We start from the raw sequence: 17,419 nt of genomic DNA, 5'->3' as shown, positions 1-17,419 counted from the left end.
ATTGCTCCCTTGTTCTACTCCCACTCTTTCTCTTTGCGCACTACCCGACACCGTGACAATTGCAGCGGCCAGCTACTACATCTCCAACAACACCATACTTTAGAAACGACCTAAATTTGCATCAAGACAACAATTTACCTTGATCTTCAAACTATATGATGAAAATATAGTTTGAAAACCAAACTATATTAGCATCAAACAATTTCACACGAGGCAGCATTGTGCATTCCCAAACTCTGAGCCAATGGCAACATTCGCATAACTTTGTATCTATTAACCCCAAAGGAGAGAAACGTACCCTATGGGTGTTGTGGCTGACCATTTTTACTATGGTGGCTGAAATTACAGCTGGCAGCTTGTATGGTTCAATGGCACTACTCGCCGACGGCTGGCATATGGGCACACATGCTGCCGCTTTTATGATCACCATCTTTGCCTACCGCTATGCACGCAAACATTCAGATAACCGGGACTTTTCGTTCGGAACCGGGAAAGTCAGTGTACTGGGCGGTTTTACCAGTGCAATAGCCCTGGGGTTGGTTGCATTGCTGATGATGGTTGAATCTGTCCAGCGGTTGTTCTCACCTGAAACCATTCAGTTCAACGAGGCTATATTGGTGGCTGTTATTGGCCTTAGCGTCAATATCGCCAGTGCGTTTCTGCTCAAAGATGATCACCACCATCATCATGATCACGGTCATAGTCATAGTCATAGTCATAGTCATAGTCATAGCCACGACCATAACCACAGTCATGACCACCATCATCACGATCACAACCTCAAAGCTGCCTACTTTCACGTACTTGCCGATGCACTCACCTCTGTACTGGCCATTGTCGCTCTGCTATTTGGCAAGTATTACGGCCTGCACTGGCTTGATGCCATCATGGGAATTGTCGGTGCCGTGATCATTACCCGCTGGGCGTGGGGGCTTATGAAACAAACCAGCCCTATCTTGCTCGACAGCAATATTGACGAAACGTACCAGCAAAAAATTATCGACACTCTGGAAGATGATGCAGATAACAAAGTCAGTGATATTCATATCTGGAAAGTCAGCGCCAATCATTATGCCGCGATGATCTCATTGGTTACCCACACACCGAAACCGGCACAGGATTACAAGCAATTACTGGCAAATTTCGATAAACTCAACCACCTGACCATTGAAGTAAACAGGTGTCAGGACTTGCACTGACCACGGATATTTAATGAAAGATATTGAACAGTTAAACCATACAATTATTGAATTCTACGAAAAACTCTCGTCCTGGGAGCAGTCTGTCGTTCGCGACAAGGGCTTTACCCTGCCTCAGGTTCACATCGTGGAAATTCTCGGGGTCCATGGGGCCATGCGCATGAAAGAGCTGGCAGACAAGATCGGTGTCACCACCGGCACCCTAACTGTTCAAGTCGATAAAATGGTCAAAAGTGAACTGCTCCAACGCCGACCGCATGAATCGGATCGGCGCTCTATTCTTGTGGAGCTAACGGAGAAAGGAACAGCCATGTATCACGAGCATGACGACCTGCACCTCGCGTTAACACAAGATATCACAGCAGGCCTTGATGAAGATGAGCGAAGCAACCTATTGAAATATCTGGTCAAGATAAACCAGGAGTTTTAAATCCTAACCCGCGCGGGAATGTCTCATTTCCCGCGCAGCTTATACTTTGACGGAAAACGGTGGGCGATATCAGTAAATACCCCATCGACGCCCCAGTTAAATAGCTGGTTAGCACGGGCCAAATCGTTCACGGTATACACATTAATCTTGTAACCCGCAGACTTAAACCGGGCTACCATCGCCTGAGTCAGGTGCTGATCTTCCGGATGAATATAATCCGCCCCGCACGCCTGCATCACAGACTCCCAGTCATCACCAAGACTCGCGGCTTCAAATAAACAGGCAACCGAAGTCTGCGGTCGACGACACTTAAACTCTGCCAAAGCAAGATGATTAAAGCTTGAGACTATCAACCCACGTCCGGTATCTAACTGCGCCAACGCTGTGATCACATTAGCAATCAGCTTATCGGTCATCGCCCAGCCAGCCGAACAGGACTTGATCTCAACATTAATATTCAGCTCATGCTGGTTAACCAGAGTTATCAGCTGCTCAAAGGTCGGGATCGGCTCACCGATAAAATCATCATGAAACCAGCTTCCGGCATCAATATCGTTCAAATCCGCCTTGGTAAGTTCGGCCAGGTTACCGCTTTGGTCGGTACAGCGATCCAGGGTATCGTCGTGAGAGACAACAACAGTCCCGTCAGCCAATATATCGACATCGCACTCAATCCATTGAATTCCAAGCTGTCGGCACAACGAAAAAGCAGCAAGGGTATTTTCAGGGGCCAGAGAAGACATACCACGATGCGCAAAGAGAGTTTTCATTTACGAGCCCGTATAGGTTAAAGATAGGAGTTACATAAAGACTATACCGCCATCAACATACCGAGACACTAGCTGACGGACATCAAAGCCGCAACATTGTGACAGGAGCTAATGTATAACTTATCTCAGGCAATATATTTAAAAGCACTATGCCGCTCGAGCGGCTCCATTTCGCGAAGAAACAACGATTGCCAAGCGTAATACTTGATTCCGGCACGATAAGACTTACAATTCCGAACTCAATCTTGACAAATTGCTCCCCGTTCAAGACCTAAAAAACAACAAGGCACCTTTGGATTTATCAGCATGAGCAACAAAATGTACAGCGAGTACAACCCTGTTTTTAATTCTTCATTTCTCCATCCCAGGTACTGGCTAACCTGGCTGGGGCTACCTTTTGCTCTTTTGCTGTCCCTGCTCCCGCACCGTGTACGAGTCGCTATGGCAACCCGTCTTGCCAAGTATTTTGTCTCCAAAAACAATAGCGCCAAGCGACGGGCACTTATCAATATTCAACTGTGCTTCCCAGATATGACCGAGCAGCAGCAACTGGCGCTGCTTGAGCGCTCATACGCAACTGCCGGGACAGTCTTGCTGGGGTTTGCCCAGCCATTTATCAAAGGCCGTAAATTCGTTATCAACAGCCATGATGTGAACGGCGAGCACTACCTTCACGAGCTTCGGCAGCAAAATAAAAATATTATTATGCTGGTACCGCACAACTGGGCCATCGATTTCACCGCACTCTATTTTGCCGCCAAAGAAATGCCGATGGTCGCGATGATCCGTCCGCAGAAAAACCCAATCGCTGACTGGCTGATGAACCTGCAACGTATGCAGTTCGGCGGCCGCATCTATACCCGCAGCCAAGGCATCAAACCGTACCTGAAATCAATCAAAGATGGGTATCTGGCTTACTACCTGCCGGATGAAGATCACGGTGCGCAGCAAAGTGTATTTGCCCCATTCTTTGGAAATGAAAAGGCCACAGTCAAGGGCGTCGGCAAGCTGGCCAAACTGGCCAATGCCGCGGTCCTGCCGGTATTCCCATCCTTTAATATGGAAACTGGCCGTTATGAGATCAATATCCAGGCACCACTCACTGATTTTCCATCCGGAAATGAGTACGAAGATGCCTGCTACATGAACAAAGTGCTGGAAGAGATGATCAGAAAACAGCCGGAACAGTACATGTGGGTAATGAGCATTATGCGCCACCTGCCCGACGGCAGCCAGCGCTACTGATCAGTATCCCCAAACTACCTCAAGATACCGGATTCAGAGTAAGACCAGCGGGTTCAGTTCAAAGAAAATAGCGGTAGCTTGGGTATAGCATAAAATTTATTTACACTCCCACGGCACAGCCTGGAGCAAGTCTTCAAGCTGTGCCGGTTGGGGAATATCGTCCGCCGGTATTTCCAGCTGAGCGGCCAGCATTCTGGCGTAAAGGTGCCAGTGCTTCAACAAACAGGCGGATTCAGATTCAACCTCAGGGTAAGTACCCCGCATCAGTGGTGCCAATGAGGTGGCAGAGTGAGCATAGCTTGCCGTCAACCATTTCAACTCATTGACCTGATAGTCCTGAATGTATCCTTCCTTGTGGCATTCATTAAGCAGGCTTTCAAACAGCTCTGCCATCTCATAACTTTCATCAAGAAAATAGACAACCAGCTCCTGCTCTTGCTTCATGGCATCAGCCAGTATCTGCATCGGACGGGGATCGACCAGCAACCTCGCCAGCAAAGTCGTCAATACATTGAACAACCGATAGTTACTTTTCAGTTGGGAATCTTGCGTATGCAGCAAATCTGAAATGTACTGACGAAAATAGTTCTCCATTTCATCATTGACCTGCTTCCAGATCTTTAGCTTACTGCCGAAATGGTGACGAATCAGGCTGTGGGAAACGCCTGCTTTCTCGCTAATAGCCCTTAGCGATACAGCCTTAAATCCCTGACAGCAAAACAGCTCAGTGGCTGCACACAATATCTGTTTGCGTGTTTCTTCTGCGGCCTTGGCAGTCTGTCGACCAACTCGTTTCTCCGTCATATTCCAGCTACTCCAAAATCATTAACCGGGTCGTTTTACCAAAAAGATCCTGACAAACCCACCTAATTATACTGCACATATGTGCAGCATACTTGAAATCACCTTACCCGACAAATATACTGCACAAATGGATAGCAAAATAAATATCACCCACTCTTTGGAGTTCAGGATGAAAGGCAAACGCTTTATCACCTTAAAAATCAGTATGATAACTGCTTTATTTGGCGCAGTGCTCGTACTACAGGGTTGTAAGCCCGCCCAATCAGATGTCATTCAAGAAACGGTTGTACCGGTCAGAGTGATGGAAATACCTGCCGCAGAAAAAGGCAATGAATACCGCTTTGTCGCTCAGGTAAACGCCACCGAGCACGCAAAACTCGCCTTTCAAATCAGCGGCAAAATAGATGCTGTTAACGTAAAGATGGGGCAAACCGTCGAGGCAGGCGATGTTCTGGCAACCATGGACAAGGAAAATTATCAGCTTGCCGTCACCAGCAGCCAGGCAGAGTTTGAACTGCAGCAGGCCAAGCTGGCTCGTGCCGAGCAGCTTATTGCCAACCGTTTGATAAGCCAGGCGCAATACGATCAAACTTATGCTGCCTACAAGGCCGCCAAAGCAAACCTAGAGCAGGCAACAACCGACTTGTCACATACAAAGCTGCAGGCACCGTTTGACGGTATTGTCTCGCTAACCCATGCCAAATCACACCAATTTGCTGCAGCCAACCAACCAGTACTGAACCTATTGAGCAACAAACAGTTTGATGTGCAGTTTAATATTCCGGTTCCTATTGCCGAGCAATTAAAAGCGCAGCGTCTTAATGAAAACATGCTGAGCGTCAAACTGGACAACTTTCCGGGCCTAACGCTACCGGCTAGTTTCAAAGAGATTGCTACCCAGCCCGATCCTGATACCAACAGCTACAACGTGACACTGACCGTCAACCGCCCAGCAACACTCAATATTTTGCCGGGCATGTCAGGTGTTGCGCATATCAAACAAGGCAGCGCTGCTCCTGCTGCTATCTTGTTGCCGGAAGGGGCTTTCATAACCAAACCCTCTGCCACCGATGATATTAACGAATTCACTATGCCGGCCCAGGTCTGGCGGATTCAGCCTGATACCAACCAACTGGAGGCAATTACTGTCGAACTGGATGCCCAGGGGTATGTTATTGGCGGAGTAAACGCTGGCGATCGTATCGTTACAGCCGGTGCCAAAATGCTCCAGCATAACCAGCAAATCCGTGGCTGGGAAAAAGAAGGGGGGATCTAATGATAAAGACATACTCAAAATTAGCCGCCCTGTGCCTTTCAGCTTTGGTTATGGCCGGCTGCCAGGGCGAGCAGGAAGAAACGCAACGTGTTCCCTTGGTTATTTCAACCATCACACTGGAAGAGCCTGTGTCGATTAACACCCGCGAATTCAATGGCCAGGTTGTGGCAGCGGAACTTACCCCGTTATCCTTCCCGGTCGAAGGCGAAATCACCGAGCTAATGGTCAAACCCGGGCAGCAAGTCAAGCGAGGGCAGTTACTGGCCCGACTCGACAATCGCAAACTGATCCAGAGACTGGAAGATGCCATTGCCCAGCATGATCTTTCCTATCGCCAATTGACCCGGGCGCAGCGCTTGCTGGGCAAGAAGCTGATCTCTCAGGCTGAATTCGACGAACTACAGGCAAACTACAAAAAAGCCAAGGCGAATCATCAGCTGGTAAAAAAACAGCTCAATGACTCCAAACTGTATGCCCCTTTTGCCGGCCAAGTTAGTCATACAACAAAAGAAACCTTCGAAAGCGTCGCACCGGGTGAAACCGTTATCGAGCTTTACCAAATCGACCAGCTGTATGTGAAACTCCAGGTCCCTGACAGCCTGCTGGCCCGGTTTAATCCTCAGAACCAAGGCGGAGACTATCAGCCCACCGCTTACTTCGCCGGCAATAAGCAGGCTTATGCGATGGACTACCTTGAGCACACCTCCGAGCCAACACCTCAGGGAATGAGCTTTGACGCCTGGCTGAGCATGCCGCAGACCCAGCCCCCTATCCTGCCCGGTACTGCCGCCACGGTTAAGGTTGATCTTAATCAGGCCGGATTGAGCAGTGCCGATGGTTACCGGGTACCGATGACTGCCGTGGTACCGGCCACTGAACCAGGCCAATTTGTGGTTTGGAAAGTCAAACAAGACAAAGCCTATCAGTCACAGGTTGAGGTTAGCCAAATACATACATCAGGTGTGCTAATAGCCCAAGGCGTTAACCTCGGCGATCAAATTATTACCTCCGGACAGGCCCAGCTGAGAGAAGGACAGCCCGTCACAACCGTACAACAGGAGCAAAATCTGTGAACATTGCTGAATACTCTATCCGCAACAAGGTGATCAGCTGGATGTTCCTGTTGATCCTCACGATCGGTGGCGTCGTTTCCTTTAACGGTCTGGGAAGGCTTGAGGACCCTGCTTTCACCATCAAGGATGCCATGGTAATTGCGACCTATCCGGGAGCAACCTCCATGGAAGTCGAAGAAGAGCTAACCTATCCGCTAGAAAAAGCAATTCGACAACTACCGTACGTCGATACCATCACCTCGACCTCCTCAGCCGGAATGTCCCAGATCATGGTCAGTATGAAAATGGACTATGGCCCGGATATCCTGCCGCAGATCTGGGATGAACTGCGCCGCAAGGTCAATGATCTCCAGCCGTCATTACCTCCGGGCGTGCAACCGGTTCAGATCATGGACGACTTTGGTGATGTATTTGGCATCATGCTGATGATCACTGGCGATGATTACTCCTATGTTGAGCTAAAACGCTACATCGATTACCTATCCCGTGAACTGGAACTGGTCGAGGGTGTTGGTAAGGTCAGCATAGCCGGCGATCAGCAGGAACAATTGTTTGTCGAGCTGTCGATGAAACGTCTTGCTGCCCTAAATCTGGATCTCAATACCGTAATTGGCCTGCTTAGCCAGCAGAACGAGGTGATCAGCGCTGGCGATATTACCCTCAATGGTGAGTCACTGAATATCCGTCCTTCAGGCTCTCTCAACTCAGTGGAAACCTACGAGAACCTGATCATTCATGGTCGCGATACCGGTAACCTGATCCGGCTGAAGGATGTTGCCACTATCAACCGGGATATCGTCGAAAAACCATCTAACCTCATCAATTTTAACGGCCAGCCGGCTATCAATCTGGGGATCTCCTTCTCTAGCGGTGTCAATGTCGTTGAGGTAGGCAAGCAGCTTGATCAGCGCCTGCAGGAGCTTGAAAGCATCAAGCCTGCTGGCATCGAAATTCATACCCTCTATAACCAGGCCAAGGAAGTCAATAAATCCGTCAACGGCTTTATCATCAGCCTTGCACAGGCTGTCGGTATTGTCATTGTTGTTCTGCTTTTTACCATGGGGCTGCGCAGCGGGATCATCATTGGCCTGGTACTGCTATTGACTGTTTTCGGTACCTTCATCTTAATGAAGCTATCCGATATCGAGCTCCAGCGGATCTCTCTGGGAGCCTTGATTATTGCCTTGGGTATGCTGGTTGATAACGCCATTGTCGTCGTCGAGGGGATCCTTGTCGGGCTCAAGCGGGGCCGAACCAAGCTTCAAGCCGCCGTTGATATTGTCCAGCAGACACGCTGGCCGCTACTTGGTGCAACAGTGATCGCCATTACGGCATTTGCGCCTATCGGCCTATCGCCGGATGCTACGGGTGAATTCATGGGTTCACTGTTCTGGGTATTGTGCTTCTCCTTGTTCCTGAGCTGGATCACGGCCATCACCTTAACACCGTTTCTTGCCGATCTACTGCTCAAGGAAAACAAGACCACACAAACAGGCCATAACAAGGAAAATGGCGAGGAGAATAGCGAAGAAATTGATGCCTATCAGGGCGTTATATTTAACCTGTTCAATGGCTTGCTACGTCTTTGCCTACGCTTCCGCATGCTGACTATCGCCTTAATGATAAGCCTGCTTGTCGGCTCGGTATTTAGCTTTGGCTATGTAAAAAACGCCTTCTTCCCGCCCGCCAATACTCCGATATTCTATGTCGATATGTGGATGCCGGAAGGCACTGACATTCACACCACCTACCAGCAAGTGCAAAAAGTAGAAGCGTATATTCAGGCCATTCCGGAGGTGGAGTTCGTCTCTTCGACAACAGGTCAGGGTCTGCAACGATTCAGCCTGACTTACAGTCCGGAAAAAAGCTATGAAGCCTTTGCTCAGCTACAGGTACGAATTCGCGATCGTGAGCAACAACTTCCGATAATGAAACAGCTCGATAGTGAGCTACGAATCCAGTTTAACCGGGTGATGTTCCAGTTCAGAATGATGGAAATCGGCCCGTCTCCGGCTTCGAAAATCGAAGCCCGACTGATTGGAGCTGATCCGACAGTCCTGCGCCAGTACGCCGCCCAGGTTGAGGATATTTTCCGCGCAGATCCGGGAACGCGTAATATCCGCCATGACTGGCGTGAACGTACCAAGGAGTTGGTACCGCAGTTTAACGAGTCTCAAGCCCGTCGATTGGGGATTTCAAAAACCGATCTGGCCAATACCCTGCAAATGGCGTTCGGCGGCAACCAAATCGGCTTGTTCCGTGACGGCACCCAGTTGCTGCCAATAGTGATCCGCCTGCCGGAGGATGAGCGCGTCAACTACGAAACATCGCAAAACCTTAAGCTGTGGAGCCCGACACTGCAAAGCTATGTGCCGATTCAGCAGGTGGTAAATACAATCTCGCTGGACTGGAGCGAACCACTGATCCAGCGCAAAGACAGAAAGCGTACCCTGACTGTTTTGGCTGACCATAATATTCTGGGTGACGAAACCGCGGCGACAGTCTTTGCCCGGGTACGCCCGCAAGTCGAGGCGATTGCTCTGCCGGCTGGCTACTCATTGGATTGGGGCGGAGAGTTCGAGGCATCAGGTGATGCTCAGGAAGCACTATTCAGCTCACTGCCGATGGGTTACCTGTTCATGTTCATCATCACCGTATTTCTCTTTAACTCGGTGAAAAAGCCATTGGTGATCTGGTTTACCGTGCCACTGTCTATCGTCGGTGTCACTGTCGGCCTGTTAAGCACCAATATGCCATTTAGCTTCACCGCCTTACTAGGGCTACTGAGCCTGAGCGGCATGGTACTGAAAAACGGTATTGTACTGATGGATCAGATCAACCTCGAGATGGCATCAGGCAAGGCACCTTATCAGGCAGTCGTCGATAGTGCCATCAGCCGTGTCAGACCAGTCAGTATGGCCGCCTTCACCACCATTCTCGGCTTGATCCCGCTGGTTACCGATGCGTTTTTCGGCTCGATGGCGATTACCATTATGTTCGGTCTCGGCTTTGCCACTATCCTCACCCTGGTTGTGGTACCGGTTCTGTATGCATTGCTTTACCGCATTCGGCCACCAGCACGTCAGCAAATGACAGCTGAGCCAAGCCTGGCATCGGCTTAATCAAGCTATGAACGGATAATACGAAACACAAGCAAAAGGCTCACCGAGGTGAGCCTTTATTTTCAAAAATTACAGGACGAGACATTTTTATAGTGAGTTATAGGGCTCCGGAATAGAGCTCCTTACTCAACCACACTGACCCGCATGTCTTCTTCAACTTGCTGAACGGCCTCAAGCAACTGGTCAACATTGACCTCGCTCGGTACCTCTACCATCAACTCAGCAATAAACAGGGCCTGACCAAGATCCGCAACACCGATCCGGTAGTTTTCAATTTTGACGATCTCGATCCCAATATCATCCAGGATATTAGTAATGTCGTTGACGATCCCCGGCCTATCACTGGACTCTACTTTTAGTTTCAACGACTCGACACTACCCTTTGGCGCAGCCTGAGGCGCTTCAATAATACGTACATTCAGATCAGTCAGGCGATTAAATGCCTCTTTGAGCATAGCTGCCGTTTCTGCAGGAATGTCGACCTTGATAAGACCAACTATCTGGTTATCCAAGCGGTTGATTTTACTCACCAACCACTTTCCTCCCAGCTCATGGGTTTTAGCTGCAAGTTGATTAATTAATTGAGGGTGATCCTGACCCGCAATAGTTATTGTCAACTGAATATTCATAAGCCGTCCCCTCTGTAAATACATCATGTATTAACGCGTTGTAACCAGACGAAAAATTGCAGGTCACCTATTCAGACTAGCAAGCAACCCGCACTCCTGCAGTGACTCAGTTCATACTAACCATGCATATTCACCTACAATTTATGTAACAATTTGGTATATCACTGATTTGCATTAGCTATTTATCTTAGAGGCTAATTGTAGATGCAAACAAAAATGCCAGCCGGTTTAAATCGGCTGGCATTTGTTTATGCAATTGCTGAAAAAATAGGCTTAATTGGCTGTACGGTATTTTTCCAGAATTCGCCCCAACGACTGAGACGCATCAGACAGCTCCTGCACACTGGCAACAGACTGTTCGGTCACAGAGCGGATCACACTCGATTGATTACGAATATCATGCAGCTCAGAGGCAATATCATTGGCCACCGCCGTCTGCTGCTCGGCAGCTGTAGCTATCTGGGCACTCATATCCATCACCAGCTTGGATGACTCGGCAATATAGTTAACGTCTGCACCGATTTCAGTGATCACCTCGCGGCTCTGGTAAGCCTGCTCCAAAGTCTCTGACGTAATTTGCGAAATACCGTTGGTTTCAGCCTGGAGCTTGTCGATCATTGACTGGATCTCGACCGTCGCCTGCTGGGTGCGTCCTGCCAACGTACGTACCTCGTCAGCAACAACAGCAAACCCGCGGCCTTGCTCACCGGCCCTCGCCGCTTCAATTGCCGCATTCAATGCCAGCAAGTTGGTCTGCTCAGAAATAGCGTTGATCGTTGTAATCACCTCGTTGATTTCCGTCGCCTTCTCGTTCAGGCTACTAACAGTCGCCGATGCTGCATCGGTCTGTTCAGACAGCTTGGTAATTACCACGATAGCATTCTGCACCTTCTCATTACTCTGCTGCAGCTTCGCGGTATCTTCGTCAAATCGATCATTTGCCTGCACTGAGATACTGGCAATATCTTTGGCTGAAGCCGTCATCTCTTCCATCGCGGTTGCAACTGAATCTACAGATGCATACTGCTGGTTAATCTGTTGCTCAGAGTTCTGCGCTTCCTGGCCAAATGTCGCAGCCGTATTGTGTAAAGTGGCCGAGCTACCTTTTACTGTTTCAACCAGCTCACTAAGGGTATCCATCGTACGATCAAGCTCAAAACCAATGATACCAAACTCATCCCGGCCAACATGGAATCCCAAACGAGAAGTCAGATCACCTTCAGCAATACGGCGTGTTGCCTGGTGCATCACCCACAATGCGCCACCTAGGAAAGTAGCCAGCCAATAACAAATCAGTGCAATCGGTGCCAGCGTCAATAAAGAATAAATAAAGTGGGAGAAAGCCTGCCCTTTAGCTTCGGTTTCAACAGCACCGGCAGGTTGGGTCAACACTGCATAACCGCCGCCCGGCACAGGTGCAGATGCAGTGATCACATCGTTATCACGTGAAGATCCGGCTGAAGAAGAGACCAGCTTAATATTTTGCTTCGACAGCGCCTGTTCTTGTTCTTGACGAGTAAGCCCTGCTACCTGCAACGTATTAACCGACGCTTCGACCTGCGCCTCAACGCGCTGAACAGAGGCGGCTTCGATACGAGATAATGCAGAATAATACTGACTGCCTGACACACCAACAACAACTGCGGCTATTGCCAAAAACAATACCCAAAATTTGTCATTGATAGACATTTTGATAAACAGACGATCAACGGTCCTGAATTCAACTTCTCTCATCGTGATACCATGTAATAAGCCTAAAACGTTATGGTAACAGTTGAAGAAATTTGTTGTGATATACAACAGGTAATTTATTGACGAGCCTGACAATATTTTCAAGGAATATAGACCGCGATCACAATATTGCCATGAGGCATGTCTTATCGACATATCTAGTGAAATAGCTTATCTGAGCTGTGAACCCTCTGGATGAAACCTCCTCCCCCCCCACTTACAGCAAACAAGCAACCTTATTCAACACCAAAATCTCTAACCATTCATTCTCCCCCAACGTGATCTAGATCACCCCTTTCAACATTATTGGAATTCTGTTTCACTCATAATAACGACCACTTATACAAGCTGTACTCCTTGCTGCCACCAGGACATAAAGATGAAAGAGATTGCATTCCGCTGGATAGATAAACACCTAATCAATGTGACAATTAGGGAGAATTTTTTAATCCTCTTTTTTGCCCCGCTCCTTGCTATTATTGTTGTTAGCGCAACTCTGATTGATGCGGCAGAAAACCAACAAAACCAGATATTGCGACAAGAAATGGAAACCGTCGCGACCCTTATATCCCAGACTAATTTAACCCAGAGTGACGTAACCCGTGTCCTGGCAGGCAGCAACATTCAGGTTGGCTTTAGCGGCAAGTATACCGCTCAAGTGGCAAATTCTGACTATCAGCTAACGATCACCGAACAGCCCAATCTACTTTCTGCTCTCACAATTAGCCACTCAGCTATTATTGTTGCTGCATGCCTTTTTATTATTATGTGTCTCTACTACATCATGACCTTTATGGGCGGCGCCCTTTACAATATCTATGATGCAGTGACACGTCTGGCTAATGGTGATCTTTCTTATCGAATCAACCATGCTCCAGCACGAAATGACTTTAACCTCATCGCCAGAACAGTCGACCGCGTGTCTGAGCGTGAACACAAACTGGTTATTGCGACTCAGGAAGCCATTGCGTTGATCCAACAAATCAGCTCCGAGCTTCGCCAGCGCAGTAATGACAACGAAACCTTAACCCTACAGCAGCAAGAGCGGATCGATTCTCTAGCCAGTGCCACAGAACAAATGGCTAGCTCAGTTCGCGAAGTAGCCAGCCATGCCCATGACACATCCAGTCAAACTCGTGAGGCGGCACAGCTAACAACCCAAGGCCAAACACAAGTCATAACCACTCTCTCTGCCATTAACCAGCTAGGCACCGAGATCAATTCTGCCTCTAAGGCCGTTAAGGAGCTAGACAGTAACGCCGCCCAGATCGATGACGTAGTAGCCACGATTAGTGCTATCTCAGAGCAAACTAACTTATTGGCTCTTAACGCCGCCATTGAAGCAGCCCGAGCCGGAGAACAAGGCCGAGGGTTTGCAGTGGTTGCTGATGAAGTTCGCACTCTGGCCAGCCGAACACAGAATGCTACGGTAGAAATTCAGCAAATGATTGAAGCGCTGCAAAGCAACAGCCAACGTTTGATGAAAGTAATGCAGCACACAGTAAGCAATGCTGAATCCAGTGAAAAAATGATGAGCTCGGTTAATCAGGATATTGACCAGATCTCAGCAAAAAATCAGTCTATTTCTGGTCGAAGCATAGAAATCGCTGCAGCCGCTGAAGAACAAGGGGCTGTTGCTGACAACATTGCCTCTGATGTAGAGCAAGTTAGGGAACAATCTCGCCAGGTTGCTGATATGGTGACTCAGTCTACCGAAGAGATACACCGCCTCTACCAACAGGCCGATGTACTGGAAAGCTTAATGAAAGATTTGGAGGTATAGCTTCTGCATCAGAACAATGAACACACCTTCACCAGCTCAGCGGAAAATCTATGTGCACGCTGACAAAAGTATCATTATCCCAGGGTAAAACCGGCAGGTAATCAGGATCATCTGCCAGCCTGTTATCATAGGGGGCCAGGTTGTATTCAGTATGCTCAATATCAAGCACCAGCTGACCACCTTCAAACCAGCCCCCCTTCAGCCAATGGTTAGCATTATAGGCAAAGGTCATGACAAATTTATTTTCCAGCCAGTCATCACCGTCATGCCATTGCTGGGCAAAAGCATACAAGTTCACACTTGAGCCTAGCTCAATACCAGCATAAAGCTGCAATGAACCTGCGGATGTTTCATTCCGCAACCCACCACGATCATAGCCCCGAGTCCTCGGAACATCATCATCAATCTCCAGGAAGTAATATCCTGCGGAAGCTTTTACACCAGCATCATAAACCGGGCTGCTCCAGCCTATGTCAATACCCGGCATCAGCTTATGCTGTTTTTCGACAGAACTGACGGTATTGCGCCTGTCATCAAGGCCGACAAACCAATCTATGGCAGCCCGATCAGATAACTCGGTAAGCTCACCGTTGACAAGAAACTCTGACTGAAACCAAACAGGAATATGATCAGGGTCTAGTTCGTCATTATCGACATCAACATACGTATTTACGCGTCCGCTCAGCAGGATATCGGTGCTCGTTTCATAGGAAGCCAAGACACCGATTCCGACTCCGAAAGTGTGCGAATCAGCCTGCTCAACAATAAAATCATGCCCGCCGAGCGTCATGCGCCAGTTCACTGCATAAGCAGAGGTCGTATAACTAAGGAGAAAAGCAAAAAAAAGCAGCAACCATCTGATTTTATTGGCATACATGATACAACTCACGTCATCGAATTATGCAACCAAAACTAGGCCACCCCCGATAATTACGCAAATCTACGCCAAGTCGAAAATGAGAACTTAGCTTTACAAAAATTAAAGTAAATAGAAATAAACACAAAAATCTCATGTCTGCTTATTCATTGATATAACAAAGAGCAACTCTGTTTATTGAACTTAAATTATCAATACTACCCCTTGCCCATTCGTTTCTTTCAAAGGATGCCAAATGCCCTTGTTTAGCAAAGATCAGATTAAGCAGCTGGAGCCAATTGACTGGGTGGCTGATCCGTTGAAAGCCGCCAGGACAACAATGAAAAAGTACGGTCTGTGGAATATCAATCAGCAAATGGGAAGTCGCTGGCCGATAGCCTGTGTGGCAGTGGAAATCACCCAGCGGTGTAATCTGGATTGCACCCTCTGTTATCTGTCGGAGCATTCAGAGTCGATTCATGATCTGCCACTCGATGAAGTCATGCGACGAATAGAGCAAGTGTATCGCTACTACGGAAAGAATACCGATATACAGGTAACCGGAGGCGAGCCGACACTCAGAAAACCTGACGAGTTATGTGCCATTATTGCCAGAATCCGCAAACTGGGCATGCGTGCGACCTTGATGACCAACGGCATTCGGGCAAGCAGGTCACTGCTTGAAAAGCTATGCCGTGTTGGTTTAACTGATGTCGCCTTCCATGTCGATACCACCCAGCAACGCAAGGGTTACGACACCGAGCTGGAACTCAATGTTGTTCGCCGTACCTATCTGGACAAAGTGAAAGGCCTGCCTCTCAGTGTGATGTTCAATACCACGTTGCACGAAGGCAATTATCACGAGATCCCTGAGCTTGTTCGCTTCTTCTGTGCTCATGCCACACAGCTGCGCACCGCCTCTTTTCAGCTTCAGGCTGATACCGGCAGAGGGACACTAACAACGCGCGCTGATGACATCACCCTGAAAAACACTGTAGAGCGCATCAACCAGGGAAGCGGCACTGTTCTGAACTTTGATGCCGTACAGGCAGGTCACCCCAACTGCAATCGCTATGCCCTGGCTTTGGTCATTAATAATCAAGCCCATAACTTTTACGATGACAACCGGCTTTTTGGCCAAGTGCTTCGGACCAGCAAAACGGTCAACTGGCAACGCAACCAACCAGTACAGTCAGTCTATCGCTTCGGGCTTTGGTTGCTAAAACACCCATCGATCGCCTTGAGGCTCGCAGTGTGGGGATCAAGAAGGTTATGGCAACTCAAAAGGGCCTTAATTACCAGCAGAGGAAAAGCCACCACCCTTTCATTTATCGTCCATAACTTTATGGATGCCAGCCAGCTTGATCAGGAAAGAGTAGCCTGCTGCGTATTCAATACCATGACACGAGACGGGCCAATTTCGATGTGCCTGCATAATGCCAAGCGGGACGGGTTCATCCACCAGGCGATACAAACAAGCGAAGGAAAATATTGGTCTCCGGTAACAGGAAGCCTGTCTGGCACAGAACAAATCATCAAAGTGATCCCCGTGGATCAGTTACCGTCACGATTTCTCAGGGGAAGAAGCAGGACAATTAACTGATGCAGAAAATATATTCAGGGAGTTACAAACACGCATAAAAAAAGCTGCGTTATCGCGTAACGCAGCCTTCTTTGAAACGAATGGCAGTATTAGATTCCCGCGCGCTTCAACAAGCCGGTCATCAGAGCTGAACTGCCCTTAACCTGCTTGGACTTATTCTTCAATTCACGAGCCAGAGATGAGTCATTGATTGAATTACAGATATAAATCATTGCCTGATACATGTCGCGAGGCGTCTTGATACGATCAGCATCATTAAGCGGGCTAATGATCTTCACAACATCGCTGCCTTTCTTGTTGTTTTCGTTAGCGTACTCAAGTACTGAATCAAGTAGCTTGTCCAAATCAACAATAAACTCTGAGCTCTCGATACCCTGCTTCTGGATCTCTTTCAGGTTTCTCTTTCTTACCTGCTTAATGATGAATGCAGGCGTATTAAGCTTTCTGTAACCAAAGAAGCCCGCCAGAACTAGTAAGACAGCACCACCTGCTACATACCCCCAAATTGAACCTGAAGACTCGGCAACCGGCTGAACGACTTCGGCAACCTTTGTAACAGACGCTGGTACATCAGACATATTTGTAACCTTTTACTTAAACGAATACGGGACACCCGAGACATTATGCACGTTGGCAGCTAAGGGCTATGCGTTTTATCAAGATTTAGATCAAATAGAGTGACAGAGGTCAAAATTTTGACAATTAAGTGCGGTAATAAAGCACCGGTTCGAGAAAGCCAACCAGGCTACACACTCCATTTTTACTGGCTGCGCGGCAGATCAGACAGAAAAAGGCATATATACCCAAGCTACCTCAAGATACAGGATTCAGAGTGAGACCAGCGAGCTCAGTTCAAGGAAAGTAACGGCAGGAATGGCAACTCCTTTCAACGTTATTT

General features: G+C 48.3%; 14 protein-coding genes. 8 read left to right on the top strand and 6 right to left on the bottom strand.

Annotated features, from left to right (window positions below; translation table 11 throughout):
- Nucleotides 1-221 precede the first annotated feature (221 nt).
- Nucleotides 222-1,199: a CDF family Co(II)/Ni(II) efflux transporter DmeF gene (gene dmeF, locus BIT28_RS27955; protein ID WP_075768253.1), complete on the top strand. Its 978-nt coding sequence runs from the start codon at nt 222-224 to the stop codon at nt 1,197-1,199.
- Between the two features lie 13 nt (nt 1,200-1,212).
- Nucleotides 1,213-1,629: a MarR family winged helix-turn-helix transcriptional regulator gene (locus tag BIT28_RS27950; RefSeq protein WP_075768252.1), complete on the top strand. Its 417-nt coding sequence runs from the start codon at nt 1,213-1,215 to the stop codon at nt 1,627-1,629.
- A gap of 23 nt (nt 1,630-1,652) precedes the next feature.
- Here BIT28_RS27950 and BIT28_RS27945 read toward each other — a convergent pair whose 3' ends face one another.
- Nucleotides 1,653-2,399 (bottom strand): glycerophosphoryl diester phosphodiesterase, encoded by a 747-nt coding sequence (locus BIT28_RS27945; protein WP_075768251.1) that lies wholly within the window; start codon nt 2,397-2,399, stop codon nt 1,653-1,655.
- Between the two features lie 306 nt (nt 2,400-2,705).
- Here BIT28_RS27945 and lpxM point away from each other — a divergent pair, with 306 nt between their 5' ends.
- On the top strand, nt 2,706-3,644 hold the full coding sequence (gene lpxM / locus BIT28_RS27940) for a lauroyl-Kdo(2)-lipid IV(A) myristoyltransferase (RefSeq protein ID WP_075768250.1): 939 nt from the start codon (nt 2,706-2,708) through the stop codon (nt 3,642-3,644).
- Nucleotides 3,645-3,740: 96 nt separating this feature from the next.
- On the opposite strand, the gene BIT28_RS27935 is transcribed toward lpxM, so the two are convergent.
- Nucleotides 3,741-4,448: a TetR/AcrR family transcriptional regulator gene (locus tag BIT28_RS27935; RefSeq protein WP_075768249.1), complete on the bottom strand. Its 708-nt coding sequence runs from the start codon at nt 4,446-4,448 to the stop codon at nt 3,741-3,743.
- Between the two features lie 169 nt (nt 4,449-4,617).
- On the opposite strand from BIT28_RS27935, the gene BIT28_RS27930 reads away from it, so the two are divergent.
- From BIT28_RS27930 to BIT28_RS27920, 3 genes are read left to right on the top strand one after another with little or no spacing between them, the layout of a single operon-like run.
- Nucleotides 4,618-5,724, top strand: coding sequence for an efflux RND transporter periplasmic adaptor subunit (locus BIT28_RS27930; protein ID WP_075768248.1), 1,107 nt, complete (start codon nt 4,618-4,620; stop codon nt 5,722-5,724).
- Nucleotides 5,724-6,797 (top strand): efflux RND transporter periplasmic adaptor subunit, encoded by a 1,074-nt coding sequence (locus tag BIT28_RS27925; protein ID WP_075768247.1) that lies wholly within the window; start codon nt 5,724-5,726, stop codon nt 6,795-6,797. The genes BIT28_RS27930 and BIT28_RS27925 overlap by 1 nt, the downstream gene beginning before the upstream one ends.
- The gene (locus BIT28_RS27920; protein ID WP_075768246.1) at nt 6,794-9,919 is read left to right on the top strand and encodes an efflux RND transporter permease subunit; all 3,126 of its coding nucleotides are present in this window, start codon (nt 6,794-6,796) and stop codon (nt 9,917-9,919) included. Before BIT28_RS27925 ends, BIT28_RS27920 begins: the two co-directional genes overlap by 4 nt.
- 122 nt (nt 9,920-10,041) lie before the next feature.
- On the opposite strand, the gene BIT28_RS27915 is transcribed toward BIT28_RS27920, so the two are convergent.
- Both BIT28_RS27915 and BIT28_RS27910 read right to left on the bottom strand, forming a co-directional pair.
- Complete coding sequence (locus tag BIT28_RS27915; RefSeq protein WP_075768245.1) at nt 10,042-10,548, bottom strand: glycine cleavage system transcriptional repressor; 507 nt, start codon at nt 10,546-10,548, stop codon at nt 10,042-10,044.
- Between the two features lie 273 nt (nt 10,549-10,821).
- Nucleotides 10,822-12,282: a methyl-accepting chemotaxis protein gene (locus BIT28_RS27910; RefSeq protein ID WP_075768244.1), complete on the bottom strand. Its 1,461-nt coding sequence runs from the start codon at nt 12,280-12,282 to the stop codon at nt 10,822-10,824.
- Nucleotides 12,283-12,658: 376 nt separating this feature from the next.
- Here BIT28_RS27910 and BIT28_RS27905 point away from each other — a divergent pair, with 376 nt between their 5' ends.
- Nucleotides 12,659-14,062, top strand: a complete 1,404-nt coding sequence (locus tag BIT28_RS27905; RefSeq protein WP_075768243.1) for a methyl-accepting chemotaxis protein — start codon at nt 12,659-12,661, stop codon at nt 14,060-14,062.
- 28 nt (nt 14,063-14,090) lie between these two features.
- Here the strand turns inward: BIT28_RS27905 and BIT28_RS27900 are convergent, their stop codons facing one another.
- Nucleotides 14,091-14,852: a hypothetical protein gene (locus tag BIT28_RS27900; protein ID WP_217696671.1), complete on the bottom strand. Its 762-nt coding sequence runs from the start codon at nt 14,850-14,852 to the stop codon at nt 14,091-14,093.
- A gap of 322 nt (nt 14,853-15,174) precedes the next feature.
- Here BIT28_RS27900 and BIT28_RS27895 point away from each other — a divergent pair, with 322 nt between their 5' ends.
- Nucleotides 15,175-16,521 (top strand): radical SAM protein, encoded by a 1,347-nt coding sequence (locus tag BIT28_RS27895; protein WP_075768241.1) that lies wholly within the window; start codon nt 15,175-15,177, stop codon nt 16,519-16,521.
- Between the two features lie 89 nt (nt 16,522-16,610).
- Here BIT28_RS27895 and BIT28_RS27890 read toward each other — a convergent pair whose 3' ends face one another.
- Nucleotides 16,611-17,099, bottom strand: a complete 489-nt coding sequence (locus BIT28_RS27890) for a hypothetical protein (RefSeq protein WP_075768240.1) — start codon at nt 17,097-17,099, stop codon at nt 16,611-16,613.
- Between the last annotated feature and the right edge of the window lie 320 nt (nt 17,100-17,419).

The organism is Photobacterium proteolyticum (assembly GCF_001939735.1).
In the GTDB taxonomy this organism is placed as follows: Bacteria; Pseudomonadota; Gammaproteobacteria; order Enterobacterales; family Vibrionaceae; genus Photobacterium; species Photobacterium proteolyticum.
Note: the sequence above shows the minus strand (reverse complement) of the source record. Positions and strands in the feature narration are given on the sequence as shown.